Raw genomic sequence first — 25,581 nt, forward strand, 5'->3', positions numbered from 1 at the left:
CTGTCTCCATCTTGTTTTTCAGTGATCGCGCTCGAGCCAATACATGGCCCATGGCGCCAATGTGATCTCCCCGGACAGCGTGCCGCGCTCGATGGCGTCGGTCCATTGGCCTTGCAGCGCGAACTGCTGCGGCTTGCCCGAGAAATTGTATAGCGCGAGGAAGGCCGGGCCGCGCTGCAGCGCCAGCACTGACGGTGCCGACGAAAGCAGCGAGCGCGGCTCGCCTGCCGCCAACGCCGGCAAGCGCTGGCGAGCTGCCACCAGCGAGCGCAGTGCGGCGTAGACGCGGCCGGCCTGCGTATTGGCCTCGTGACGTTGCGCCAGTCGCTCCTCATCGAATGCTGGGCGCTGCAGCCAGCGGCTGTCCATTGCGCGATCCGGCCGCTGGCGGAAGCTGTAGTCATTGACCTGTCCGAGTTCGTCCCCCATGAACAGCACCGGCAGCGCGCCAAAGCTCAGCGCCAGTCCGTGCAGCAGCATCAGGCGCCGCAAGGCCAGCCCCTCACTTTCGTCATCGGCCGCTCCTTCGAGGCCGACGAGGCTCGCCGCCATGCCGTTGCTGCCATGCGCGGCGCGTGGATCGCTGCTCTGGAAGGCTTCGCCCCGTGCGTAGCTGCCGCCGTCACCTGCGAAGAAGCGCGAGATCGCGGCAAGGCGCGCTTGCGGGTCGCCCGTCTCCGAGGCTTCCGCGCGCAGGACGTTCCAGCCGATATCGTCATGGCAGCGCACGTAACTGAGCCAGCTTGCGTGCGGCGGCAGCGGCGGCGTGCCTTCGACCACCTTGCGCACCAGTGCTGCGTCCTGCTCCGCCAGCGAGCCCCAGGCTGCCGCCATCAGGCTGCTGTGGTAAGCGATATGGCATTCCGGTTGCGCCGCCTGGCCGAAGTAGGCCGGCAGCTCGCGCATCGGCACGATCGCCTCCGCTTTCAACAGCACACCCGGCGCGGCGATGGAGGCCAGGGCACGCAGGGCCTGCAGGATCAGGTGCGCCTCCGGCTGGTTCATGCAGTTGGTGCCTTCCCGCTTCCACAGGAACGCCGTGGAATCGAGACGGAATACTTCGATCCCGCGGTTTGCCAGGCGCAGCAGCGTCGAGGCCATCTCGGCGAATACTTCCGGGTTGGACCAGTTCAAGTCCCACTGGTAGGGATAGAAGGTGGTCCATGCCCAGCCGCCTGCTGCCGGCACTTCGGTGAAATTGCCGGGCGCCGCCTGAGGGAAGACCTGGCCCAGCGTCTTTTCGTAACGGTCCGGCAGCACGCGGTCCGGGAACAGGTGGAAATAGCCGCGCAGGCGCTGGTCGCCGGCGCGGGCGCCCAGCGCCCACGGATGGTCGTCCGCCACATGGTTCAGGATGAAATCCGAGCACAGGCTGATGCCTGCCGCGCGCAGGCTTTCCGTCAGCGCCTCGAGGTCGGCATTGTTGCCGAAGCGCGGCTCCACTTCTTCGAAACTGGCTACCGCAAAGCCGCCGTCATTCTCGCCTTTGCGCATCTTCAGGAAAGGCAGCAGGTGCAGGTAGCGCACGCCCAGTTCCTGCAGGTGCGGAATGCCCCTTGCGACGCCGCGCAGGTCGCCGCCGAGGCGGTCGACGTAGGCGCAATAGCCCAGCATCTGCTGCCCGAGGAACCAGGCTGGCTGTGCAGCGCGTTCGGCGTCAAGCGCCGCCAGCGCCGGGCTGCGTGCGGCGAGCAGCTCCGCTACGGTAGACAGCAGGCGGCCATACCACAGCTCGAAGCCCGGAGTGCGTCCATACAGCGCATGCAGGCAACCGTGCAGCGCCGGCGCATGCTCCGCATAGCGGCGCTCGGCTTGCGCACGGCGCCCCTCCGGCAAGACTTCGAACAGATGGTGGAAGGATGAAGACATCGGCATTGCGGTTTCCAGGTCAGAAGGAGTAGTTCAGGCCCATCTTCACGGCGCGGCCGCCGATCGAACGCGCGGCATGGCCATCGCCCTCAACCTCGGTGTAGCCGATCTTGTTGAACAGGTTGTTGACGCTCAGCGACAGGCTCAGTTGCGAGTTGAACTGGTAGCGTGCGAACAGGTTCACGGTACGGAAGGCCGGCATGTCGATGGTGTTGGCATCGTCCGCCCACGAGCGGCCAGTGCCCACCAGGCTGCCGCCCACGGTCAACGGGCCGGCATTGTAGCTAGGCGCGATCTGGTAGGTGATGCGGGCCTGGCGGCGCGGCGTATGGCCGATGGTGGATTCCTGGCCCGCGGCCGCCCCAACGATCTCGGCATCGGTCCAGGTCAAGCCGCCGTTGATGCGGAAGTCGCCCAGGCTCCATGCCGCTTCCAGCTCCGCGCCCTTGGCGTCGTAACGGTTGGCGGTGCTGATCTGCGTTGTCGCTTCGAAGTTCGATTCGTCGGTCTTGGCCCGGAACAGCGTCAGGAACGCACTGGTGCTGCCGGAACGCCATTTCACCCCGCCTTCCACCTGGCGCACGGTATTGATGTTGATCGGCGCGCTGCCATCGAGCGGCGTGCCGAACAGGATGCGGTCCGCATTGAAAGCCACGCCGTCGCTGACGCGGGCAAACAGCGCCAGGTCGCGATTGAGCTGGTAGTTGCCGCCCACCGAGTACGATGTGTGGTGGATCTTGTAGTCGACCAGTTGCTCGTTGGCCGGTTCGTAGGCCAGGCCATTGGTGGCGATATTGGCCGTACCGTTGGCGCGCTGGCGATCCTGGCGCACGCTGGCGTCAAAGTTCAGCGGGCCTTTTTCCCAGCCCACGTTCAGGTAAGGCGAGAGCAGCTTGTATTCCATGTCGACCGCGCGCATGCAGCAGCCGCCAAAGGCCGGGCCGACATAGCCGGGCGTGGCCGACGCGGTCTGCAGCAAGGCGGGCTTGTCGCCGGTGAGCTGCATCAGGTATTCGTTGAAGTTCCACGTCAGGCCCAGTTTCTGCAGCGAGGTGTACAGGCCGCCGGTGGTGGTCAGCTTGCCGCCGTTGATGGCCAAGGTCTTGGCCAGTTTCAGGTCGTTCAGGGTATTGTCGGCGTTGTCGATCGAGGTGTTGAACACCACGGCGGAGAAGGCCATGCCGTTGTAGGCCTTGCCCTTGTCCGGGCCGGTGGCGATCACGTAATTGCCGGCCACGCCGTTATTGGCTGGGAAAACGCCGAGGAAGCGGCCGCTATTGTTCGATTTGCGGAAGCTGTCGCTCAAGGTAATGCCGTTGCCAAGGTCGAACGAAGCAGCGATGCCAAAGCTGTCGCTCTTGACGCGCAGGCCGTCGTTGACATTGCTCGATGCCTTGCCGTTTTCCTTGGTCAGCGAGATATCGCGCGTCCAGTAGGGCGAGTAGAACGTGGTGTCGCGCGGATCGATGCCGGGGATTTCGCTGATGCGGCCATTGGTGACGCGCACCGGCACCGGCAGCGCAGTCGGCGCCTTGTCGTCCAGGTGCTTGAAGGATAGCCTGATCCAGCCGTTCGACAGTTCCTGCGTAATGTTGCCGCGGATCTGCCCACCTTCTTCCGTGTTCATGCCGGTGTTGCGCTGGCCTTCGCCGCTGCGGTAATGGCCGCCGATGAAGAAGCGGGTCTTTTCCGCCAGGCGGCCGCCGTAGTCGAAGTCGTAGCGCGTTTCGTCGTAACCCAGGCCGCGCTGGATGCCGATATTGCCGCCCTGCTGTTCGCCGGTCTTGCTGATGAAGTTGATGATGCCGCCCGGCGAGTTGGTGGCCAGGGTCGAGGCCGAGCCGCCGCGCACCACTTCCAGGTGGTCCAGCGTGCCGTCGATCTTCACATAGCTGTCCGGCGTGATGAAGTTGAAGTCGCCCGACTGCAGCACGGGCAGGCCGTCTTCCTGCATCTGCACATAGCGCGCACCGCCGGCGGAAATCGGCACGCCGCGCACGGTGATGTTGGCATTGCCCTCGCCGCCAGAGGACTCGGCGCGTACGCCGGGCACCGAGCGCAGCACTTCAGCGGCGCTGGTCGGCGCAGACAGGGAAATCGCTTCCGACTCCATGGTGCTGACCGAGATACTGGAGCGCATCTTGGAACTGCGGCTGGCGGTGCCGGTGACCACCACGCGCTCCAGCTTCAAGCCATCGGCAGGCGGCGCGGCAGCAGAAACTGGCGCTGACGCCTGGTCGTCGGCGCGAGCCGGCTGTGCCGCAGCTTCCTGGGAATAGGCGGGTTGGGCGAATGCAGCAGCGATGGCAGCAGCCATGCAGCCACGCTGGGCTGTACGTAAAACCATTGTCTCCTCCGTTGATCGGGCTTATTCATCGGCCATTTGGCCGCGTCTGTTTATCTGCAGATGCCTCATTATTCATCAGCTTTTTGCAAATTGCAATCGATTGCAAAAATTATTTGCAAAACGCTCGTGCGCTAGTGTTTCGGAAAAATGCAAACGGTTGCAATCAGCGCGAGCTGGCGCGCTGGATCAGGGAGGTGGGAAGTTCGATCGAGCGGGCCGGCTGGCCCTCGGTCTGCGCCAGCAGGGCTGCCACCATGGCGCGCCCCGCGTCGCGCACGGGCTGGCGCACCGTGGTCAGGGGAGGATGGAAGTAGGAAGAGAGCTCGATATCGTCATAGCCGACGACGGCCACATCGCCCGGCACCGAGCGCCCCTGCTCGCGCAAGGCGTTAATGGTCATCATGCCCAGCAAGTCGGAACAGGCAAACACCGCGTCGTAGTGCACGCCGCGCTGCGCCAGTTCCGCCACCGCCTCGCGCCCGCCTTCCGGCAGGAAGGAAGCCGCCACGCACAGCTCGGGATCGAGCGCCATGCCGGCCGCCTGCAAGGCCGCGCAATAGCCACGGTAGCGCTGCTCGACTTCCGGCAGGCGCGTATCGCCGAAGAAGGCAATGCGGCGCCGGCCCTCGGCCAGCAAATGCTCGGCAGCCAGGCGGCCGCCGCTCAGGTTATCGCCGCCGACGGTGCAATACAGCTGCTGCGGCATCTGCGCACCCCACACCACCAGCGGCACATGGCGCGCCGCCATTTCGTTCAACTGGTCGTGATGACCCCACTGGCCAATCAGGATGATGCCGATCACGCGGCCGGTATCGAACGGCGTGGCGGCGGAGTCGAGCTGCTCTGCATCGACGCGCGACAGCAGCATGTCGAAACCCTGCTCCGTCAGCGCATCGGCCAGGGAGCCGATCATCGACAGGAAGAAGGGATCGGAAAGGCTCTGGTGCACCTTGGCGTCCGACGGCACCACCACCGCCACCGAGCGGTTCTGCTTCAGGCGCAGGTTCTGTGCGCCGACGTTGATGGTGTACTTGAGCGAGCGCGCCAGCTCCATGATGCGGGTGCGCGTCTCCTCGTTGACCAGCTTGCTGCCGGCCAGCGCGCGCGACACGGTGGAGGTGGACACCCCCGCCAGGCGGGCGATGTCCGCCATCTGCAGGCGTTCCTGGGACGGTAGCTTGGCTGCCATGCGGGGCGGCGTTTACGCTTGCGGGACGGTGTCTTTGAAGGATTGGCGCTCGGACAGCTTGTCGTACAGGCGGCCCAGGTTAGGATGCTTGGCTCGCCAGTCGATATCCGGGAAACGGAAACTCAGCCAGCCCAGGCAGCAGCCCACGGCAACGTCGGCCAGCGAGTAATGGTTGCCGGCACACCAGGGATCGTCATCCAGGCGCTCGGACATCGATGCCAGGCCCAGTTCCACCTTTTGCATCTGGCGCGCGATCCAGGTTTCGCTCTGCTGCTCTGGCGGGCGCTGGTTGCGCTCCAGGCGCATCAGCACCGCTGCATCCAGCACCCCGTCTGCCAGCGCTTCCCAGCACTTGATATTGGCGCGCTCGCGGCCATTCGGCGGCAGCAGCTTGGACACCGGCGACACGGAATCGAGGTACTCGACGATCACGCGCGAATCCTGCATCGCATAGCCGTCTTCCATGATCAGGCAAGGCACTTTGCCGAGCGGATTCAGTTTCTGGATGGTGGTGTCGGGCGCCCAGACGTTTTCCAGTTCCAGTTGATAGTCGAGTTTTTTTTCCGCCAGGACGACACGAACCTTGCGTACATAAGGGCTGGCGAGAGAACCGATTAGTTTCATAGGTGCTGAAAGTGGAGAATTAGACAACAGTATAGCATCGCGCCCCGATAGCAGGCGCAGCGTAGTGGCGGGAGGACGACGACCGGCCAATGGTAAAATCCTGTTTTTTCCCGCCTCCCTTCCCAGCATTATCATGACAACTCCTTACTCCACCCTGTCGGCCCTGTCCCCGCTGGACGGCCGTTATGCTTCGAAAACCGACAAGCTGCGCCCGATCCTGTCCGAATCCGGCTTCATGCACCACCGCGTGAAAGTCGAAATCGCGTGGCTGCAAGCGCTGTCGCTGGCCGGTTTCGCCGAGATCAAGCCGTTTTCCGCGGCCGGCACCGCCCTGCTGGACAAGCTGGCTGCCGAGTTCACCGAAGCCGATGCCGCCCGCATCAAGGAAATCGAAGCCGTCACCAACCATGACGTGAAGGCAGTGGAGTACTGGCTGAAGGAAAAAGTAAAGGACGTGCCTGAGCTGGTGGCCGCTTCCGAGTTCATCCACTTTGCCTGCACCTCGGAAGACATCAACAACACCTCGCACGGCATGATGCTGAAAGCCGCCCGCGACGGCGTGATGGTGCCGGCCCTGAACGGCCTGGTCGCCCGCCTGAAGGACATCGCCCACGCCAACGCCGAGCTGCCGATGCTGAGCCGCACCCACGGCCAGACCGCCAGCCCGACCACCCTGGGCAAGGAATTCGCCAACGTGATCGCCCGCCTGCAGCGCGCCATCGAGCGCATCGCCAAGGTGGAAATCCTGGGCAAGATGAACGGCGCCGTGGGCAACTACAACGCCCACCTGTCGGCCTACCCATCGTTCGACTGGCCTGCGTTCTCGAAGAACGTGATCGAGCAGCGCCTGGGCCTGGTGTTCAACCCCTACACCATCCAGATCGAACCGCACGATTACATGGCCGAGCTGTTTGACGCCTTCGCCCGCGCCAACACCATCCTGCTGGACCTGAACCGTGATATCTGGACGTATGTGTCGCTGGGCTACTTCAAGCAAAAGCTGAAGGCAGGCGAAATCGGTTCCTCCACCATGCCGCACAAGGTCAACCCGATCGACTTCGAAAACTCGGAGGGCAACCTGGGCCTGGCCAATGCCGTGCTGAAGCACCTGTCTGAAAAGCTGCCGGTGTCGCGCATGCAGCGCGACCTGACCGATTCGACCGTGCTGCGCAATATCGGCGTGGGCTTCGGCTACACCCTGCTGGCCTATGACTCGTGCCTGCGCGGCCTGAACAAGCTGGAAGTGAATCCTGCCCGCCTGGAAGCCGACCTGGATGCGTCGTGGGAAGTGCTGGCGGAGCCGGTGCAGACTGTGATGCGCCGCTATGGCATCGAGAATCCGTATGAGCAGTTGAAGGAACTGACTCGCGGCAAGGGTATTACCAAGGAAGCGCTGCGTGAGTTCATTGGCGGCCTGGCGATTCCGCAGGAAGCCAAGGATCATCTGCTGGCGATGACGCCGGCGAACTACACTGGTATTGCTGCTTCGCTGGCCAAGGCCATCTGAAACCGGTAAACCCGGGTCTGACCCAAGGGTCAGACCCTGACTTTCCGGTTTTAAGGAAGCTGTAAGCAAGTTCCGTTACCCTCTGGTATATTAGTCCTAACACGTACTATCTACCAAGGGTCGCAATGGAACGCTACACACGAACCGCTATCGCGCTGCACTGGCTGATCGCCCTGCTGATCGTAGCCGCGTTCATTCTCGGCCTGGTGATGACCGACATCCCGGGCCTGACCCCGACCAAGCTCAAATACTATTCCTGGCACAAATGGATGGGCGTTACGGTGCTCGCCCTGGCCGCAGGCCGCCTGCTGTGGCGCCTGAAGCAGCAACCACCCGCCTTCCCCCGCTCCATGAGCCAGAACCAGGTGAAAGCCGCCGAAGCCGGCCACTGGTTCCTCTACTTCCTGATGTTCGCCGTGCCGATTTCCGGCTACCTGTACACCACCGCTGCCGGCGTACCGGTGGTCTACCTCGGCCTGTTCAAGATCCCATCGCTGTTTGAAGCCAGCCCGGCCCTCAAGGAAATCCTGAAACCGGTACATTACTGGCTGAACATGCTGCTCGCCGCCGTCGTCATCGGCCATATCGGCGCAGCGCTGAAACACCAATTCATCGACAAGGACGGCCTGCTCAAGCGCATGCTGCCATAACCTGGAGCCACACCCATGAAGAAAAGCGTATTACTGGCCTCCCTGCTGGCCGTGGCGGCTGCAGCCAGCGCCGCAGTCCTGAAAGCCGATCCTGCCAAGAGCAGCGTATCGGCCGTGTTCAAGCAAATGAACGTGCCGATCGAATCGAAGTTCAAGAAGCACAATATTGTCATCGACTACAACGCCGCCGCGCCGGACACTTCCAAGGCCACGGTCGAAATCGAAACCGCCAGCCTGGACCTGGGCGAAGCCGAAATGAACGCTGAAGTCGCCAAGAAGGATTGGTTCAACTCGGCCCAGTTCCCTAAAGCCACCTTTGTCTCGACCGCCATCAAAAGCGCCGGTCCGGGCAAGCTGAATGTCAGCGGCAAGCTGACCATCAAGGGCAAGGCCGCCGACGTCACCTTCCCGATCACTGTCAAGGCCGACGGTGGCAAGCAAGTGTTCGACGGCGCGCTGCCGATCAGGCGCCTGGCCTTCAACGTTGGTGAAGGCGAATGGAAAGACACCGGCATGGTTGCGGATGAAGTGACCATCAAGTTCCACGTAGTAGCTCAATAAACCCCTGGAGACACCATGAAACTGAAGTTCCTGACGGCCGCCCTGCTGGCCGTATCCGCTGTTGCCGCCAACGCCGCGAACTACAACATCGACCCAACCCATACCTTCCCAAGCTTTGAAGCCGACCACATGGGCCTGTCGGTATGGCGCGGCAAGTTCGACAAGACCAGCGGCACCATCCAGATGGACCTTGCCGCCAAGACCGGCAGCATGGATATCACCATTGACGCGGCCTCGATCGATTTCGGCATGGACAAGATGAACACCCACGCCAAGTCGCCTGACATGTTCAACGTCGAGAAATTCCCGACCGTGACCTACAAGGGCAAGAACTTCAAGTTTGAAGGCGAGCAGTTGGTGGCCGTGGAAGGCGAACTGACCATGCTGGGCGTGACCAAGCCGGTGACCCTGAAGGTCAACAAGTTCAAATGCATCATGCACCCGCGCTACAAGCGCGAAGTCTGCGGCGCCGACGCCTCGGCTGAGTTCAAGCGCACCGACTTCGGCCTGAACTACGCCACCCCGGCCTTCGCTCCCGAAGTGAAGCTGGCAATCCAGGTCGAAGCCATCAAGGCCGACTGATTCCCGGACAGACTGCCGACAGCAATGGCCGCCTGAGTGCGGCCATTGTTTATTTCCGTACGCGCCCTGGCAAGCGGACAGAGTGGCGGATTGCTTACCGCAGTTTCCGCCGCCTGCCGGGCGTGTGGCGCTAGACGCTTAGGGAATCACCTTCTCGTAGGCCGCCCGTACGGCATCCTTCGCGTGCTCCCAGCTCATGCGCGACTTGCCTTTGATATTTTCCCAATCACGTTCCAGCTGGTCTTTCAGCTCTTCCCACGTGCCACGATAGCGCTGGCGCGCGGTGTAGCCAAGCATATAGGCCGGCTCGTAATCGTCGTAGTCGAAGGTCGGGTTGAAGTAAGCCTCGTTCCGGTAGTGGTCCTGCCAGTAGACCCGCTCTTCGCTGGGGTTGAGCAAGGTGCCGATCCCCTGGCCTGCCATGCCCCCCGCCAGCGCGCCGATGGCGCCGCCCGCTGCCATGCCGACCGGTCCGGCCGCCGCGCCGGCTGCGATACCGGCTGCAGCACCGCCACCGGCGCCGACGCCGGTAGCGAGGTTGTGGCCGTCCTCATCGTCTTCCAGTTTCGGGTTGACGATTTCCGCCGTGCCCTTGCCGACAAAGGCACCCGCCACGCCGCCGATCACGGCACCGGCCACCATGCCCGGCAGGCCCGCAGGCGAGCCGGCAGCAGCACCAGCCAGCGCACCGCCGGTCGTGCCGACGCCGACGCCCACCACGTGCTCGCCTTCGCTTTCTTTCCACGCGCTTTCAATATCGGCCGCATCGACCGAATCGCGCGTATGCACGCCCATCAGGATGCCGCCGGAGCGGATGCCTTCTTCATAGTGCTTGATGCGTTCTTCCGGGATGCCGGCGCCGATCAGGGCGCCCACCAGGCCGCCCGCCACGCCGCCAGCGCCAGCACCTGCCAGCGCGGCCGCCAGCGGACCAGCCACCACGATGCCCAGGCCCGGCAGTACCAGGGTGGTGCCCATTGCCGCCACGGCAGCGAGGGCGGCGCCGATCGCACCGCCGACGCTGGCGCCAATGCCCGCACCCTCGCCTGCTTTCGAACCCAGTTCCGTACCCGGCTCGCCGCTGAAATAGCGCCGGCGGGTATCGTCGCTCATGACGACGTTGATGTCGTCCTTGCCATAGCCGCGTGAGGTGGCGTGCTGCCAGGCACGCTCGGCGCTGTTGCGGTCACGGAACAGGCCGGTCACCATGCGGGATTGCTTGTCTGCAGTGTTCATGGGAATTCCCCCTTTTTGCATGAGTCCCGGACACGATAGGCCGGGGCGTCCTGCATATCTGTACGTTCGCGCACGGAATATCCGTCTCCGCATGTCCTACACTGGAATCATCAACAATAAGGGGGCGGATATGAACTTCATTATCTGGATTGTGATTGGCGGCATCCTGGGCTGGCTGGCCAGCCTGGTCATGAAAACGGACGCGCAACAGGGCATGTTCCTCAACGTGGTGGTCGGTATCGTCGGCGCTCTCCTGGGCGGCTGGCTGTTGTCGCCGCTATTCGGAGCAGGCACCATCAATACGGACGATTTCAGCGTACTGTCGCTGGCGGTCTCGTTCCTCGGAGCGGTGATCCTGCTGGCGATCGTGAACCTGGTCTTCCGCGGACGCGTCAGATAGGGCGTAAACCTTCCTCACAGGCCAGCGCTGCGGCGCTGGCTTTTTTTTCGCCTTCGCGGAATTTCCCGTGGTAAATGGCGTCCAACGCAGCACCTGCGATGGCACAGGGAGCGATGGACCATGACCGTATCAACAATGTCGACAAAGCACTTGAGGAGCACAATGAACTTACTCGGGAGCAAGTTAGAAACATCGTGAAGCGGATGGATGCTGCGCAAGTGCAGGCGATGCGAAATACGCGCGCCTGACGATCCTGATCCTTCCATCCTGGCTCTCGACGCTGTCCACCGAACTCTACCTCCACTTGCGCTGACACATCCAATGCCGCAGCGCAACAATTCAATATTCCAGCAAATTTTCTTCAGTGTTGGGCCGCTTTTTTGGTGTTGACGCCAGGCGCTGCCGTGCCGATACTCTAGGGCGCCTGCAAAAAAGGCCGCCACAACAACCAATTCAATATCCATGAAAAAATCACTCCTCGCGCTCGCCGTCCTGAGCACCACCTCCGCAGCTTTCGCAGACGAAGGCATGTGGATGCCGCAGCAGCTGCCACAAGTAGCCAAGCAACTGAAAGCCGCCGGCCTGAAGCTGGACCCAGCCTCGCTGACCAAACTGACCGAGTTCCCGATGAACGCCATCGTCAGCCTGGGCGGCTGCTCCGCGTCCTTCGTGTCGCCGCAAGGCCTGGTCGTGACCAACCACCACTGCGTGTACAACAGCGTGGCGGTCAACTCCACCAAGGAACGCGACCTGCTGGCCAACGGCTTCGTGGCGCACAGCCTCGACCAGGAACTGCCGGCCGCGCCGGGCAGCCGCGTGTTCGTGACCAAGGAAGTGCTGAACGTCACCGATAAGATCATTACCCCGGAAGTGGCCAAGCTGCAGGGCAAGGCGCGCGTGGACGCGATCGAGAAGAACCAGAAGGCCCTGGTAGCGGAATGCGAAAAAGATGAAGGCCACCGCTGCACGGTGTCGTCCTTCTACGGCGGTCTGGAGTTCTACCAGATCAAGCAGCTGGAAATCCGCGACGTGCGCCTGGTGCACGCGCCGGCAGCGGGCGTCGGCAAATTCGGCGGCGACACCGACAACTGGATGTGGCCGCGCCACACCGGCGACTACGGCTTCTACCGCGCCTACGTGAGCAAGGACGGCAAGGCCGCCGACTACTCCAAGGACAACGTGCCTTACGAGCCCAAGTCGTTCCTGAAGCTGGCGAAAGAGGGCGTGAAGGAAGGCGACTTCGTGATGGTGCTGGGCTACCCTGGCCGCACCAACCGCCACCGCCTGCCGTCCGAAGTGTCGAACACCTTCGGCTTCGAATATCCGGCCTTCATCCAGAACTCGAACGAGACCCTGGCCATCATCGACCGCGAAACCAAGGGCGACCGCGATGCGGCCCTGAAGGTAGCCGGCCGCGTCGCCAACATCAACAACTACTACAAGAACCGCAAGGGCATGTTGAACAGCTACGAAGGCAGCGACGTCCTCGAGCGCAAGACCGCCGAACACGCAGCACTGAAGGCATGGGTGAACGCCGACGCCAAGCGCAAGGCAAGCTTCGGCGCCGACCTGGAAGCCGTGGAAAAGCTGATCGCGCAGCGCGACGCCGAGAACAAGCGCGACTTCTTCTACGACCGCTCCTCGCCAGCCATGCTGACCGTGGCGCGCGCGATGTACCGCCTGGCCAATGAAAGCACCAAGCCTAACGCCGACCGCAAAGCCGGCTACCAGGAACGCGACGTCAAGCGCATCGAGCAATCCGTCAAAGGCGCCAACAAGACGTATGTGGCCAAGGTCGACAAGGCGATCGTGCTGAACAACCTGAAGCAATACAACGCACAGCCGGCTGCCGAGCACAACGCAGTATTCGACTCCGTGCTGGGCATCAAGGCCGGCATGAGCGAAGCCGAACTGTCGGCGGCGCTGGACAAACTGTACGCCGGCTCCAGGCTGGAAGACGGCGAGTTCCGCGCCTCCTGGCTGGGCAAGAAGCCGGAAGACTTCAAGGCCAGCGACGACGCCTTCATCAAGGCAGCCGTGGCACTGTACGACAATGGCATGAAGCAGGAAGCCGCCAACGAAGAACTGGCCGGCAAGATCCAGCAGTCCTACGCGAACTACATGAAAGCCAAGATCGCCTTCATGAATTCGAAAGGCCAGGCGGTGTATCCTGACGCGAACAGCACCTTGCGCGTGACCTTCGGCAAGATCGCCAGCCGCGCGGAAGGCGCTGACGGCACCACTGGCTGGTCCGCCTTCACCACCGTGGCCGGCGTGAAAGCCAAGGCCACCGGCGAAGGCGAGTTCAACGCCCCGCAAGCGCAGCTCGACGCGATCAACAAGAAGCAGTTCGGCAAATACGTCGATCCCAAGCTGAAGTCGGTGCCGGTGAACTTCCTGGCCACGCTGGACATCACCGGCGGCAACTCCGGTTCCGCCGCGCTGAACGCGAAAGCCGAGCTGGTAGGTCTGGCGTTCGACGGCACGCTCGACTCGATCATTTCGGACTGGGACTTCAACAAGGCCAAGACCCGCGACATCCAGGTCGACCTGCGCTACATGCTGTGGAACATGAAGTACATCGACAAGGCCGACAACCTGCTGAAGGAAATGAACGCCGAGTAAGCGTTACAGCCGAGCTCGTGTCCCACCTTGGGGTCACACCCGAAACGGGACACGGCCTCAGCCTAGAGCCACGCATGAGCCGGTGTCTCATTTGGGGTGTGACCCCATGGTGGGACACGGGCTCAGCCGTTTGTGAGCTTGAGGCCGGCGATGCTGGCGATGATGGCGGCGATTAGCAGCAGCCGCAACGGCGTCGCGCTTTCGCCGTATGCCACGATACCTACCAAAGCGGCGCCCGCCGCACCTATCCCCGTAAAAACCGCAAACGCTGTGCCGACCGGCAATTGGCGCAAAGCCATCGTCAGCAGCACGATTGCGCCATTGGCGAACGCCAGGCCGAAGAGGCTGGGCCAGAGCCGGGTCCAGCCTTCGGCGTGCTTGAGCGCGACGGCCATGGCGATGTCCACCAGCGCAGCGGCCAGCAACAGGCCCCAGGCGGCGATCATGGCTTCGCTGCCGCCAGGCCGCGCTGCACGGCCGGACGCGCTCCGATGCGTTCCACCCAATCGGCCACCGCTGGAAAATCGGCCAGCGTGATCCCCAGTTCATGGTGCGAGCGTATCCACGGGAAACTGGCGATATCGGCAATCGTGTACTCGCCCCCGGCCAGGTAGGCCTTGTCGCGCAGGCGTTCTTCGAATACGCCAAACAGGCGCAAGGTTTCGCGGCCATAGCGCTCCAGCGCTTGTTCGTTGCGCGGGCTTCCCTTGGCCACGCCATGGCGGAAGAACCATAACTGGCCCAGCATCGGCCCGATATGCCCCACCTGCAGGAACAGCCATTGCAGCACCACACTGCGCTCGACGCCTGAAGCCGGCAGCAGCTTGCCAGCCTTGTCGGCCAGGTGGATCAGGATCGCGCCCGATTCGAAGATCGGCGTGGTGTCATCCACCAGCAGCGGAATCTTGTGGTTCGGGCTCATGGCGCTGAACGGCGGCTGGTGTTGCTCGCCCGCGGACAGGTTCACATGCTGTACCTTGTGCGGCAGGCCCAGTTCTTCCAGCGCGATGGTGATCTTTTGTCCGTTGGGCGTGTCGGCGGTGTACAGGGTTAGCATGGTCGGCTCCTTTCGTGTTTTGATGGAGTCCAGTGTATGCCCCGCAAAAACGCATTAGAATTCCAAAAAACAGCGGAATGGTTAGGCAAATATGCAGAAACTTGACTGGGAAGACTTGCGCTACTTCGCCGCCGTCGCGCGCCGCGCTTCCATCTCGGCCGCGGCCCGTGAGCTGGGCGTCAACCATTCCACCGTGCTGCGCCGGATCGACAGCCTTGAGCAGTCGCTCGGTGTGCGCCTGTTCGAGCGCCTGCAGTCCGGCTATGTGATGACCGGTGCCGGCGAGACCCTGCGCGGCCGCCTGGGCCCCATCGAGGAGGAAATCGGCAGCGCCCAGCGCGAAGTGGGCGGCCTGGATGAGGAACTGCGCGGCGCCATCCGCCTGACCACCACCGACACGCTGGCGCATGGCCTGCTGATGCCTTACCTGCACCGCTTCCAGGAAGCCCACCCTGCGGTGCAGCTGCAACTGGTCGTCAACAACAGCTTCCTCAACCTCACCCAGCGCGAAGCCGACATGGCGCTGCGTCCGTCGAACACGCCGCCGGCCAACCTGGTCGGGCGCAAGGTGGGTGCCCTGGCGACGGCGCTGTATGCCTCCCACGCCTACCTGCGCCGCGCCGAGCGCGAGGGCATCGCACGCGATGACTGGGCGGCGCACCGCTGGGTGGCGCCGGACGACAGCCTGTCCCACCTGGCGGCCGCCCAATGGCTGGCCGAGCGCGTGCCGCCATCGCAAGTCGCGGTGCGCACCGACAGCCTGGTGACCATGGTCGACGCCGCGCGCAACGGCATGGGCGTGGCGCCCCTGCTTTGCATGCTGGCCGACCGCGAGCGCACGCTGCAGCAGTTGGCGCCGCCCGACGCGCGCTTCCATACCCAGCTCTGGGTGCTGAGCCACCGCGACTTGCGCAACGTGGCGCGCATCAAGGCTCTCAGCCAGTTCCTGTATGACGCCCTGCGACAGGACGCGCACGTTTTCCCCGCTTGATGTACATTGTCCGTTTTACAAGGAGCCACACTCATGACCAAGAAAATCGCTCTCATCGTCGGCAGCCTGCGCAAGGATTCGCTGAACCGCAAATTTGCTAACGCGCTGGTGGACGTGGCGCCAGCCGAGCTGCAATTCGAGTTCGTCGACATCGCCGACCTGCCGCTGTACAACCAGGACCTGGACGACGCCAACACCCCGCCCGCCGCCTGGACCGCTTTCCGCGACAAGCTGCGCAACGTGGACGGCGTGGTCTTCGCGACGCCGGAATACAACCGTGGCACGCCCGGCGCCCTGAAGAACGCCATCGACGTCGGCTCGCGTCCATGGGGCAAGAGCATCTGGAACGCCAAGCCGGTTGGCGTGATTTCCGCCTCCATCGGCGCTGTGGGCGGTTTCGCGGCCAATATGCAGGTGCGCCAGTCCATGGTGACGCTGAACGCGCCCGTCATGGCCGGCCCCGAGGTCTACATCGGCACCGGCCAGAACCTGCTGGGCGAAGACGGCAAGGTCAATAACGACAAGACCAAGGAAGTGCTGGCCGGCTGGGCCGCCGCTTTCGCGAAATGGGTGGAGGCTAATGGCCACAAGGGCTAAACCCGGGGCCAAATGGTAAAATCGCTGATCCCCCACATGCAGAAACCTGAGATCCAGACCATGCAAGAAATGCTCACGCCTTACGAAAAAGGCAATAAAAACCAGACTACCCTCTGGACCGAATGCATCGCCTTCTACGAAGAACTGGCACGCCGCTTCCCGAATATCCTGAAGTTTGAACAGGCAGCCGTATCGGACGGCGGCATCCCCCTGCATGTGGGCGTGGTCAGCGCCGACGGCGTTTTCGACCGCGAAACGATCAAGCGTGAAGGCCGCACGGTCTTCTTCAACAACAACGGCATCCACCCAGGCGAACCGGAAGGCATCGACTCCTGCATGGCGACCGTGCGCGACCTTTGCTTCAAGCCGGAGCTCTTGGCAAGCCTGGGCAAGACCGTGCTGCTGTTCGTCCCGATCTACAACGTGGACGGCTGCCTGAATCGCCAGAACACCTCGCGCGCCAACCAGGACGGCCCCGAGATGTTCGGCTTCCGCGGCAACAGCCGCCACCTGGACCTGAACCGTGACTTCGTCAAGTGCGACACGTTGAACGCGAAGTTCTTCAACCAGCTGATCACGGCCTGGGGCCCGGACGTGATGGTCGACACCCACACCTCCAACGGCGCCGACTACAGCTACACCATGACCCTGATCCACACCCAGTGCGACAAGCTGGGTGGTGAATTGGGCGCCTTCCTGCGCGACACCATGCTGCCGCAGATCTATGAAGACATGGCGGCCGCCGGCTGGCCGACCTGCCCTTACGTGAACCCTGTGGTGGAAACCCCGGACGACGGCATCGCCGACTTCCTGGAAACCGCGCGCTTCTCGACCGGCTTCACCGCGCTGCATAACATCATCGGCTTCATGCCGGAGACGCATATGCTGAAGCCTTACGCCGACCGCTACGAGTCGATGCGCGCCCTGGTCGACACCGTGCGCAACTTCACCGTCAAGCACGGCGAACAGATCAAGGCCTTGCGCGCCGCCACCAAGGCCGCGCAGCGCAAGCAAAAGGAATGGGCCGTCACCTGGCGCATGGACGAAGAGAACCCAGGCACCTTCCACTTCAAGGGCTACGAGGCGCAGCGCAGCCCGTCCAAGCTGGGCGACTACACCCGCCTGTCCTACGACCGCAGCAAGCCATGGTCGCGCGACATCAAGTGGTTCAACCGCTTCCCTGCCGACGCCGTGATCAGGGCGCCGAAGGCCTACGTCGTGCCGCAGCAATGGCGCGAAGCGGTCGAGCGCCTGCAGTGGAACGGCGTGCAGATGACCCGCATCGAAGCGCCGACCACCGTGCAGGCGCAGTACTACCACATCAACAGCGTGACCTCGCGCCCCACCGCCTACGAAGGCCATATGTTCCACGACGAAGTGGAAGTCGAAAAGCGCGAAGCCACGTTTGAGCTGAACGCCGGCGACTGGTACATCTCGCTGGACCAGGACAACGCGCGCTACGCCGTCGAAACCCTGGAACCGCAAGGCCACGATTCCTTCTTCCGCTGGGGCTTCTTCAACTCCGTCCTGGAGCGCAAGGAGAACATCTCCGACTACGTGTTCGAAGACCTGGCCGCCGACATCCTGGCTGCCGAGCCGGAAACCAAGGCCAAGTTCGACAACTGGAAAGCCGCCAACCCGGCGCTGGTGAAGGACAAGGACGCAGTGCTGCACTTCATCTTCCACAACTGCCAGCGACAGCGCGAGCCTGAATGGCGCCGCTACCCTGTCCTGTCGATTGTGTAAGACGGGGACCATGCACTACGCACTAGACCCCCGCACCTTCTTCTACAGTCACTACTTCCACCTGGGCTTGCGCTTCGGCGCCGGCCTGGTGGGCGTTATTGCGCTGGCCATGTGGCTGACCGACACGCACACTGCGATGTCGATCGGCATTGGCGCGCTGTGCACTGCGCTGATGGACATGCCAAGCCCGCTGCGCCACAAGTTCAACGAGATGATGGCATCGGTGCTGCTATGCACCGCCGTCACCCTGCTGATCAGCCTGTGCGGGCCCTATTACTGGCTGTTGATGCCGATGCTGGTGGCGGTGAGCTTTTTCGCCAGCATGATGGTCGTATATGGCAAGAAGTCGATGCCGCTGCAACTGGCGACGCTGTTCATCATGACCATGTCGACCGAGCATGTGCTGACGCCGGCGCAGTCGTTCGCACACGCCGGCCTGTTCATGCTAGGCGCACTGGCTTACCTGGCCTATGCCATGGGCATCGCCTGGGTGCTGCGCCACCGCATCAAGCAGCAAGTGCTGGCGGAAGCGCTGTTCGAGCTGGCGGCCTATATCGACATCAAGGCCGACTTCTACGACACGCGCTACAACCTCACCGAGCAGTTCAACAAGCTGGTGCGCCACCAGGCCTTGCTGGCGGACCGCCAGCAGGCTTCGCGCGACCTGATCCTGCGCGCGCACAACAACCGCAAGGATGCGGTGGTGGTGCAGATCCACGTCTGCATGCTGGACCTGTACGAGCAGGTGCTGGCCACCCATACCGACTACGCTGCGCTGCGTACCCACCTGGTCGACTCGCCCTCCCTGCGCACCCTGCACGACCTGGCGTACAAGGCGGCGCGCGATATCGAATCCGTCGCGTATGCCGTGACCCGCAAGCGCGCCTCCTACCCGGAAGTCGATTACACGCCCGAACTGGCGGCGCTCGAGCAGCAGATCGCCGGCCTGCAGGACGACCTCGACGCCGGCAAGCCGCGGCGTGAAGCGGTCACCGTACTGCGCGCACAGCGCAACAAGATCACCGCCATCATCCGCATGATCGGCGAGCTGCACGTGTCGAGCCAGAAGGTCTACGAAGACACGCCGTTCTGGCGCGACATGGACATGCAGCCTTTCCTGTCGCAGCAGAAGTACGAACTGCAGCTCATGCTGTCGCACTTCCGCATGGATTCGCCGATCTTTCGCTTCGCCTTGCGGGTATCGATGGCGATTGCCGCCGGGCTGGCGATCGGCGCCATGCTGCCGTACAAGGCACACAGTTACTGGATCGTGCTGACCATCGTGATTATCCTGAAGCCCAGCTTCAGCATGACCAAGCAACGCCGCTCGGACCGCATTGTCGGCACCATCATCGGCTGCATCATCACGGCCGTGGTGTTGAAGTTCATGGACCACCCGGCGGCAATCCTGACGGTGCTGGTGCTGTCCTGCATCGCCACCCCGACCTTCATCTACCTGCGCTACCGCTATGCGGCGATTGCAGTGTCGGTGATGATCCTGCTGTGGATGCACTTGGTCGCGCCAAGCAGCAACCTGATCTCCGAGCGCCTGGTGGACACCTTCGTCGGCGCCGCAATCGCGACTGCCTTCAGCTTCGTGCTCGCGAACTGGGAATACCAATCGCTGCCGCACCTGATCAGGCAAGTGCTGTCGGTGAACCTGAGCTATATGGAAGCCAGCTTCGACCTGCTGCAAGGGAAATACCGCAACGACTTCATTTACCGCATCCAGCGCAAGCGGCTGATGGATTCGCTGGCCGCGCTGAGCGCCGCGCTGGTGCGCATGCTGGACGAGCCGGAAAGCAAGCAGCGCGCGGCGGAGGACATCAACCTGTTCATCGTGCAGAACTACTTGCTGGTGGCGCACGTTGCCGCCCTGCGCGCGATCCTGCGCCGCCACGTGCGCGATATCCCGAGCGATGCGGTGAATGCCATGCTGGACGCCAGCCACGCCTCCGTATGCCGCACGCTGACGGTCGCCCTGTCGCGCCATACCGGCGCCACTCCTCCGGCTGCCCCGCTGCGGCGCGAGCCGGTAGCCGAGCCCGAAGTCGCCTGGTCCGGCTGGCCTCTGGTGCAGCGACGCATCCGCCTGCTCCAGGCAGATGCGGATAAAATCATCGTTCATAGTGAAGCGATTGTTCGCAACGTTGCAAACGGTGATTGAGGAATGGGATGTCGCACTGCCAAAGCTGCGGCGCATGCTGCGCCAGTTTCAGGGTTTCGTTCTACTGGGGCGAAGCCGTCCCCGCACACCTGACGGTAGCCATCACGCCCCACCGTGCCGCCATGCGCGGCACGGAATTCAGGCCGGTGCGCTGCATCGCGCTGGAGGGGGAAGTGGGCAAGGCCGTCGGCTGCAGCATCTACGCCGAACGCTCCTCCACCTGCCGCGACTTCACTGAATACACCCCTGAATGCAACAGGGCCCGCGCCATGCACGGGCTTCCGCCAATTTGAGGACGTCATGAAAAGCCAGCTTGAGAAATCGAAGGAGTTCGAAGCACTGCATGACAACGGCGCCTGTTTTGTCATGCCCAACCCGTGGGATTGCGGCTCGGCGCGATTGCTGCAACATCTTGGCTTCATGGCGCTGGCCTCCACCGGCGCCGGCTACGCATTTTCCCAAGGGCGCAGCGACCTGAGCGTCGGCGCACAGGCCATGATGCCTCACCTGGCCGAGCTTGCCGCCGCCACCGACCTTCCAGTCTCGGCGGACTTGCAGAACGGCTTCGGGGATGCACCGGAAGCGGCAGCCCAGGCCATCATCGAAGCTGCCAGGGCGGGTGTGGTCGGCGGCTCCATCGAGGATGCCAGCGGCGATGCCGGCCAGCCGGTCTACGATATTGGTCTGGCTGCCGAAAGGATTCGCGCAGCGGCGCAGGCAGCCCGCTCGCTCGGCTTCAAATTCATGCTGACGGCTCGCGCGGAAAACTATCTCTACGGACGCCCGGATCTCCGGGACACGATCCAGCGCCTGCAGGCCTACCAGGAAGCGGGCGCGGACGTCCTGTTCGCGCCTGGCATCCAGTCGAAAGACGATATCCGTGCCATTGTGTCCTCAGTTGAGCGGCCGCTGAACGTGATCATGGGCTTCCAGGGTGTCCTGCTCACTGTTGACGAACTGCGCGAGCTTGGCGTAGCGCGTGTGAGCCTGGGCGGTTCGCTGGCCCGCGCAGCATATGGCGCCTTGCTGCGAGCGGCAACCGAAGTGCAGTCTTCCGGTACTTTCAGCTATGCAGAAGAGGCCATCCCTGCCAAAGAGATGAACCGCATTTTTTCTGCTGGCGACCCATTTTCCCGCTAGCGGAATCCACTCAAGCCTTGTTTGGTGCGACGTACAGCTTCCTGCCTTTCACATCAAATACGACGCGATGGCTGCGGAAAAACGGCGCGCCCAGGATGCCGTCAAACGGTGCGCCATCGAGGTTGGCATGATAGACCTTCATATCCAGCATCAGCGATCCGCTGATGTCGCGCAACTCGCAAGCCTGAGCCGTGTTACAAGCCAGGCCGCGCTTGACAAGGTTGACCTGCGCGCCGGTATCGAGCACGAACTTGAGCTGCTTGCCGCCCGCGACCAGGGTTACCACCGGACCTTCGGCGCCGTATTGCAGATCAAGCGAGCGCCACTCCGGCGTCGCGAGCAAGCCCGCCTGTTCGGCATCAAGGATCGACATGGTGCGCCTCTTGTAATCGAACAGCAGCGGGAAGTTGGCGAATGCCTCCAGGCCGATCGCACCGCCTTCACGCGCCCGTGTCAGTTCAGCTTCGGGTCCTTCCGGAGCGCCGCCCCATTTCGTGTGGACCTGGCCGGTAACCGGCGCGAGCAGGGTCGAACCAACAATGACCTTTTCAGCCAGGAGGCGCGGCACCTCATAAACGTTGCCGTGAATGTCCTTGAACTTTTTCTTTTCGTCGAGGACCTTGACCGTGCCCGCCTTCTCGACGACCGCGGCAGGCAGCGATATGCCAAGCTTGCCGCCGGAATCGAACATGGCACGGGTCGACGCGGCCCCGACCGCGACGTAGATGAATGGAAGTCCGTTAATCAGTTCGACCGGAACCACATCAGGCGCTGCGACGGCATGCTGGCTGATTGCTGCGGCGAGAACGAAGCTTGAGACGATACGCACTGGTTCGTGTCCTATGCATTGATGAAAGGGCAAGGATACCACCTGGCTTCAAGCGTGGCAGACCCGGTTGCGGCCCGACTCCTTTGCGCGGTAAAGCAGCGCATCAGCCTTTTGCAGCATGGTCTCGGCGCTGCCGGCCGCGATGTCGGCGTAAACGCCCATGCTCATGGTCACCTTCAGGTCCGGCTGTACTTCGTGCCATGGAAAGGCCTCAATCAGCGCACGCAGCTTGTCGCATAAGGCAACAGCTTGCGGTCCTCCGGTTTCGGGGAAGGCCATGACGAACTCCTCGCCGCCGTAGCGCGCAACCAGGTCCGACAGGCGCATATGCTTGCGCAAGATGGCCCCGACGTGGCGCAGAACTGTATCGCCGGTGGCATGCGAATAAGTGTCGTTGATCTTCTTGAAGTGGTCGATATCGCAGATCACCAGCGCCAGCGGGCGCTTGTGCCGCACCGCCTGGTTGAACAGGGTGTTGGCCTGTTCGTCGAAGTGACGGCGGTTATAGAGTTGCGTCAGGGCGTCGCGGATACTGAGTTCGCGCAGTTGCTCTGCTTGTTCGAGGATAGTGGCGTGCGAAGTATTGAGTTCTTCGTGGCTTTGCGCCAGCTGCGCGCTCATGGCGTTGAAGGCAGTTGCCAGTGCGGCTACTTCGTCCTTGCCTTGTACCGGCACCTCCTGCCGCAGCTCGCCTTTCTGCATGCGCTTGACGGCCCTGGTAAGGCCGCTCAGGCTGCGCGACAGGCCGCGGCTCAGCAGCACGCCGAGCAGCGTTGCCAGGCCTGCCGCAGCGGCAATGCCCCACAACAGCGAGTTGTACAGGGCATCCAGGTATTTCTGTTCCTGCGGCGTCGGTGCCAGAGTGCCCTCCGACGACATGTAGGCGACGGTCCGGTTCTTTACCACGATGGCTCGCGCCGAAGAACGCAGGTTTTCGGGCAGTGCTTCGCCATAGTGGAACTGTCCGCCGCCAAGCAGCACACGATAGCCAGCATCGGTCAGGATGAAGCGGAACGGAGGCGGGCCGTCGCGGCGCGGCGGCGGACCCGGATTCTCGCCCGGCGGGTGCTGCTCTCGCGCTCCCGGCATAGGACCAAAGCCATCATGCGGCGGGCGCCGGACAGCGGGCAAGGTGGGATCCGGCGGTGGTCCGCCGCCTTCGCGCGGCACATAGATGCCAGCCTGCGGCGGCGCAAAGCGCGCCTGGTTGTCGATGCGCGGCGGCATGCGCTCCAGCATTTCGCTGGGCAGCTCGGCGCCCGCACGCCGCTCGCCTTCCTGGCGCCGCACGAAACGGTCGAAGGATTCCGTTGCGATGGCGGTCTGCCAGTCGCCATACTCGGCCAGGTAGGCCGTCATGTAGGTGTGGAAATGCTCTGCCGCCTGCTGCCGGCGCAGCGAGTCGACCTTGTAGTTTACGCTGACGTAGGCGACCGCGCCCACCAGGGCCACCGAACCAAGCCCTGTCGCCAGCAGGGCCGTCATCATCTTGTACCGCAATCGCATCGCTTACTTACTCGCCCAGGTAACGTCCAAACCATTCGATGGTGCGCTTGCGCAGGTCCTGCTGGTGCTCCGGCTCGCGGATGCTGTGGCCTTCGCCCTCGTAGATCACCAGCGAGGTCGCCACGCCCATCGCCTTCAGGCCATGCCAGAACTCCATCGACTGCATGGGCGGACATTCGACATCGCGTTCTCCGACGTACACCAGCGTTGGGGTGCGCGCCACCTTGATCGACTCGATCGGCGACAATTGGCGGTAGATCGCCGGGTCGTCGTAAGCGGAAGCTCCGAAGAATGGAATCATCCACTGATCGATGCCGTTCTGTCCGTAGTAGGAGATCCAGTTCGCGATGCCGGCACCGGCAATGGCGGCCTTGAAACGCTGCGAATGCGTCACTCCCCACATGGTCATGAAGCCGCCGTAGGAGTGACCCATGAGACCCATGCGATTGGTATCGACCGGTGCAGCATCCGCCGCGGCGTCGATGCCGGCCAGGATGTCGCGCAGGTCGCCGCCGCCAAAGTCGCGGCGATTGGCGCGGGCGAAGTCCTGGCCCTGGCCGAAGCTGCCGCGCGGATTGGGCAGGAAGACGAAATAGCCCTTTTCCACCAGTTCGCGCAGCAGCGGGTTGCCCTGCTCGCCCGGCGATATGTAGCGCGGCGATGCCGCGGCAGCAGGACCGCCGTGCACCTGCACGATCATCGGATATTTCTTTCCCGGCACCGTGGTGCGGGGACCGATCAGCCAGCCCTGTACGTTAAAGCCTTCGTTCTTCCAACTGATATTCTGTACCGCGACTTGCGGCGCCAGGTGGGCATTGTCGTCGGTGATCGCGCGCATGGCGCCAACCGGGCCGGCCAAGATGGCGGGGGCGTGCTCGAAGTCTTCCTGCAGTGCGGCGGCCTTGCTGCCGTCGTCGCTGAACGACATGCGCCCGTCGCCTGCGCCGGTCGACGCGGCGACGGAGCGCAGGATCGTGCTGTGGCCCTGTAGATCCAAGGACAGCACGGTCGACTTCTCGCCCATCAGGGCATTGGCCAGCAAGTCCTTGCCGCGCCATGCGAGCGAATTGAAGGTGCCTTTGAAGCCAGGCGTCAGGTTGACCGGCTCGCCGCCCGCCAGCGGCACCGTGTAGACGTCGCCGCCCACAGAACCGAAGTCGCTCATCAAGCCGCCTATGAAGGCCACGGTGCGGCCATCGGGCGAGACCCGCGGCATGTTCAGCTGCGTGGCAGGGCTGGCCACGATGCGCAGTGCGCCGCTGGCAGCATCAATGTGAGAAAGCTTGGCCACCCACCAGTTGTTGTCTCCATTGCCTTTGGCGCTGCTGGCAATGAAGCCCTTGCCGTCCGGCGTCCAGTCGTATTCGTAGATGAAGGTATCGGCAGGCGACACCAGCTTGAGCGTGCCGCCAGCGGCCGGAATGGTGGCGATGCGCTGCGCATCTTCCTCTGCGCCGATCTCGCCTACCAGGCGCGCGCCGGCAGCCGTCGCGCCGGTTTCCTTTTTCGCGCCGATGGTGGCCAGCAGCGACAGCATACGTCCGTCCGGCGACCAGCGCGCGGTGCTGGCGACACCTTGCACGGAAGCCAGTGCTCGCGCCTTGCCGCCGGTTGCGATGTACAGCCATGCCGACGAGGCCCGCTTGTCGCTGGCGACGAAGGCCAGCGCCTTGCCGTCCGGCGACCAGGACGGCTTGTCATAACTACATGTGGAGCAAGGATCGAATTCGGCGGCGATGGCGCCGGTCGCGGCATTGCGAACGACCACGGTGGGATGCGGGCGCTTGCCGTTGCCGGTGTCGATGGATTCCAGCGACACCACGCGGTCGCCGGCTGGGGAAATCGCGACCGAGCGGTAGTCGCGGAGGGCGGAGCCCGGAGACCCCGCCTGGGCAACCGCCCCAGAGATTATGGCCGTAGCCAGGAATGCTGTGTGGGCGATGGCTTTGACCTGCATT

Annotated in this window: 22 protein-coding genes; 12 read left to right on the forward strand and 10 right to left on the reverse strand. The window is 63.2% G+C overall.

Annotated features, from left to right (window positions below; genetic code table 11):
• Positions 1-18 precede the first annotated feature (18 nt).
• The 4 genes from ACN9MZ_RS28625 to ACN9MZ_RS28640 all read right to left on the reverse strand — a co-directional run bounded on the left by ACN9MZ_RS28625 (position 19) and on the right by ACN9MZ_RS28640 (position 6,029).
• The gene (locus ACN9MZ_RS28625; RefSeq protein ID WP_426340163.1) at positions 19-1,875 is read right to left on the reverse strand and encodes an alpha-amylase family protein; all 1,857 of its coding nucleotides are present in this window, start codon (positions 1,873-1,875) and stop codon (positions 19-21) included.
• A gap of 13 nt (positions 1,876-1,888) precedes the next feature.
• A complete protein-coding gene (locus ACN9MZ_RS28630) occupies positions 1,889-4,216 on the reverse strand; it encodes a TonB-dependent receptor (protein ID WP_426340164.1) in 2,328 nt (775 codons plus the stop codon).
• 163 nt (positions 4,217-4,379) lie between these two features.
• Positions 4,380-5,405: a LacI family DNA-binding transcriptional regulator gene (locus tag ACN9MZ_RS28635; RefSeq protein ID WP_426340165.1), complete on the reverse strand. Its 1,026-nt coding sequence runs from the start codon at positions 5,403-5,405 to the stop codon at positions 4,380-4,382.
• A 12-nt stretch (positions 5,406-5,417) separates the two neighbouring features.
• Positions 5,418-6,029 (reverse strand): glutathione S-transferase family protein, encoded by a 612-nt coding sequence (locus ACN9MZ_RS28640; protein WP_426340166.1) that lies wholly within the window; start codon positions 6,027-6,029, stop codon positions 5,418-5,420.
• Positions 6,030-6,162: 133 nt separating this feature from the next.
• Between ACN9MZ_RS28640 and purB the strand changes: the two genes are divergently transcribed.
• From purB to ACN9MZ_RS28660, 4 genes are all read left to right on the forward strand, one after another.
• Complete coding sequence (purB, locus tag ACN9MZ_RS28645) at positions 6,163-7,536, forward strand: adenylosuccinate lyase (RefSeq protein ID WP_426340167.1); 1,374 nt, start codon at positions 6,163-6,165, stop codon at positions 7,534-7,536.
• Between the two features lie 125 nt (positions 7,537-7,661).
• Positions 7,662-8,186 (forward strand): cytochrome b, encoded by a 525-nt coding sequence (locus ACN9MZ_RS28650; RefSeq protein WP_426340168.1) that lies wholly within the window; start codon positions 7,662-7,664, stop codon positions 8,184-8,186.
• A gap of 15 nt (positions 8,187-8,201) precedes the next feature.
• Positions 8,202-8,747, forward strand: a complete 546-nt coding sequence (locus tag ACN9MZ_RS28655; RefSeq protein ID WP_426340169.1) for a YceI family protein — start codon at positions 8,202-8,204, stop codon at positions 8,745-8,747.
• 15 nt (positions 8,748-8,762) lie between these two features.
• Positions 8,763-9,329: a YceI family protein gene (locus ACN9MZ_RS28660; RefSeq protein WP_426340170.1), complete on the forward strand. Its 567-nt coding sequence runs from the start codon at positions 8,763-8,765 to the stop codon at positions 9,327-9,329.
• 138 nt (positions 9,330-9,467) lie between these two features.
• Here ACN9MZ_RS28660 and ACN9MZ_RS28665 read toward each other — a convergent pair whose 3' ends face one another.
• Positions 9,468-10,565 (reverse strand): hypothetical protein, encoded by a 1,098-nt coding sequence (locus tag ACN9MZ_RS28665; RefSeq protein ID WP_426340171.1) that lies wholly within the window; start codon positions 10,563-10,565, stop codon positions 9,468-9,470.
• Between the two features lie 130 nt (positions 10,566-10,695).
• Here ACN9MZ_RS28665 and ACN9MZ_RS28670 point away from each other — a divergent pair, with 130 nt between their 5' ends.
• Positions 10,696-10,965: a GlsB/YeaQ/YmgE family stress response membrane protein gene (locus tag ACN9MZ_RS28670; protein WP_055934298.1), complete on the forward strand. Its 270-nt coding sequence runs from the start codon at positions 10,696-10,698 to the stop codon at positions 10,963-10,965.
• A 462-nt stretch (positions 10,966-11,427) separates the two neighbouring features.
• Positions 11,428-13,590, forward strand: a complete 2,163-nt coding sequence (locus tag ACN9MZ_RS28675) for a S46 family peptidase (protein WP_426340172.1) — start codon at positions 11,428-11,430, stop codon at positions 13,588-13,590.
• A gap of 122 nt (positions 13,591-13,712) precedes the next feature.
• On the opposite strand, the gene ACN9MZ_RS28680 is transcribed toward ACN9MZ_RS28675, so the two are convergent.
• Positions 13,713-14,036, reverse strand: a complete 324-nt coding sequence (locus tag ACN9MZ_RS28680; RefSeq protein WP_426340173.1) for a DMT family transporter — start codon at positions 14,034-14,036, stop codon at positions 13,713-13,715.
• Positions 14,033-14,647, reverse strand: a complete 615-nt coding sequence (locus ACN9MZ_RS28685) for a glutathione S-transferase family protein (RefSeq protein WP_426340174.1) — start codon at positions 14,645-14,647, stop codon at positions 14,033-14,035. Before ACN9MZ_RS28685 ends, ACN9MZ_RS28680 begins: the two co-directional genes overlap by 4 nt.
• A gap of 91 nt (positions 14,648-14,738) precedes the next feature.
• Here ACN9MZ_RS28685 and ACN9MZ_RS28690 point away from each other — a divergent pair, with 91 nt between their 5' ends.
• Genes ACN9MZ_RS28690 through ACN9MZ_RS28715 form a run of 6 tightly spaced genes read left to right on the forward strand, consistent with a single transcriptional unit; the run spans position 14,739 to position 21,288 of the window.
• Positions 14,739-15,638, forward strand: coding sequence for a LysR family transcriptional regulator (locus tag ACN9MZ_RS28690; protein ID WP_426340175.1), 900 nt, complete (start codon positions 14,739-14,741; stop codon positions 15,636-15,638).
• Between the two features lie 33 nt (positions 15,639-15,671).
• Positions 15,672-16,235 (forward strand): NADPH-dependent FMN reductase, encoded by a 564-nt coding sequence (locus tag ACN9MZ_RS28695; RefSeq protein ID WP_426340176.1) that lies wholly within the window; start codon positions 15,672-15,674, stop codon positions 16,233-16,235.
• A 36-nt stretch (positions 16,236-16,271) separates the two neighbouring features.
• Positions 16,272-17,981, forward strand: a complete 1,710-nt coding sequence (locus ACN9MZ_RS28700) for a M14 family zinc carboxypeptidase (protein ID WP_426340177.1) — start codon at positions 16,272-16,274, stop codon at positions 17,979-17,981.
• 10 nt (positions 17,982-17,991) lie between these two features.
• Positions 17,992-20,148 carry an FUSC family membrane protein gene (locus tag ACN9MZ_RS28705; RefSeq protein ID WP_426340178.1) on the forward strand — a complete coding sequence of 719 codons (2,157 nt, stop codon included), beginning with the start codon at positions 17,992-17,994 and terminating at the stop codon, positions 20,146-20,148.
• 8 nt (positions 20,149-20,156) lie between these two features.
• A complete protein-coding gene (locus ACN9MZ_RS28710; protein ID WP_426340179.1) occupies positions 20,157-20,441 on the forward strand; it encodes a YkgJ family cysteine cluster protein in 285 nt (94 codons plus the stop codon).
• 7 nt (positions 20,442-20,448) lie between these two features.
• Entirely contained in the window at positions 20,449-21,288 is an 840-nt protein-coding gene (locus ACN9MZ_RS28715; RefSeq protein WP_426340180.1) for an isocitrate lyase/PEP mutase family protein, read from the forward strand.
• Positions 21,289-21,298: 10 nt separating this feature from the next.
• Here the strand turns inward: ACN9MZ_RS28715 and ACN9MZ_RS28720 are convergent, their stop codons facing one another.
• Genes ACN9MZ_RS28720 through ACN9MZ_RS28730 form a run of 3 tightly spaced genes read right to left on the reverse strand, consistent with a single transcriptional unit; the run spans position 21,299 to position 25,580 of the window.
• Positions 21,299-22,117 carry a hypothetical protein gene (locus tag ACN9MZ_RS28720; protein ID WP_426340181.1) on the reverse strand — a complete coding sequence of 273 codons (819 nt, stop codon included), beginning with the start codon at positions 22,115-22,117 and terminating at the stop codon, positions 21,299-21,301.
• Between the two features lie 48 nt (positions 22,118-22,165).
• Positions 22,166-23,605, reverse strand: coding sequence for a sensor domain-containing diguanylate cyclase (locus ACN9MZ_RS28725; RefSeq protein ID WP_426340182.1), 1,440 nt, complete (start codon positions 23,603-23,605; stop codon positions 22,166-22,168).
• 25 nt (positions 23,606-23,630) lie between these two features.
• Entirely contained in the window at positions 23,631-25,580 is a 1,950-nt protein-coding gene (locus ACN9MZ_RS28730; RefSeq protein ID WP_426340183.1) for a S9 family peptidase, read from the reverse strand.
• Position 25,581 lies beyond the last annotated feature (1 nt).

This window comes from Pseudoduganella sp. S-14 (assembly GCF_049913285.1).
In the GTDB taxonomy this organism is placed as follows: domain Bacteria; phylum Pseudomonadota; class Gammaproteobacteria; order Burkholderiales; family Burkholderiaceae_D; genus Rugamonas.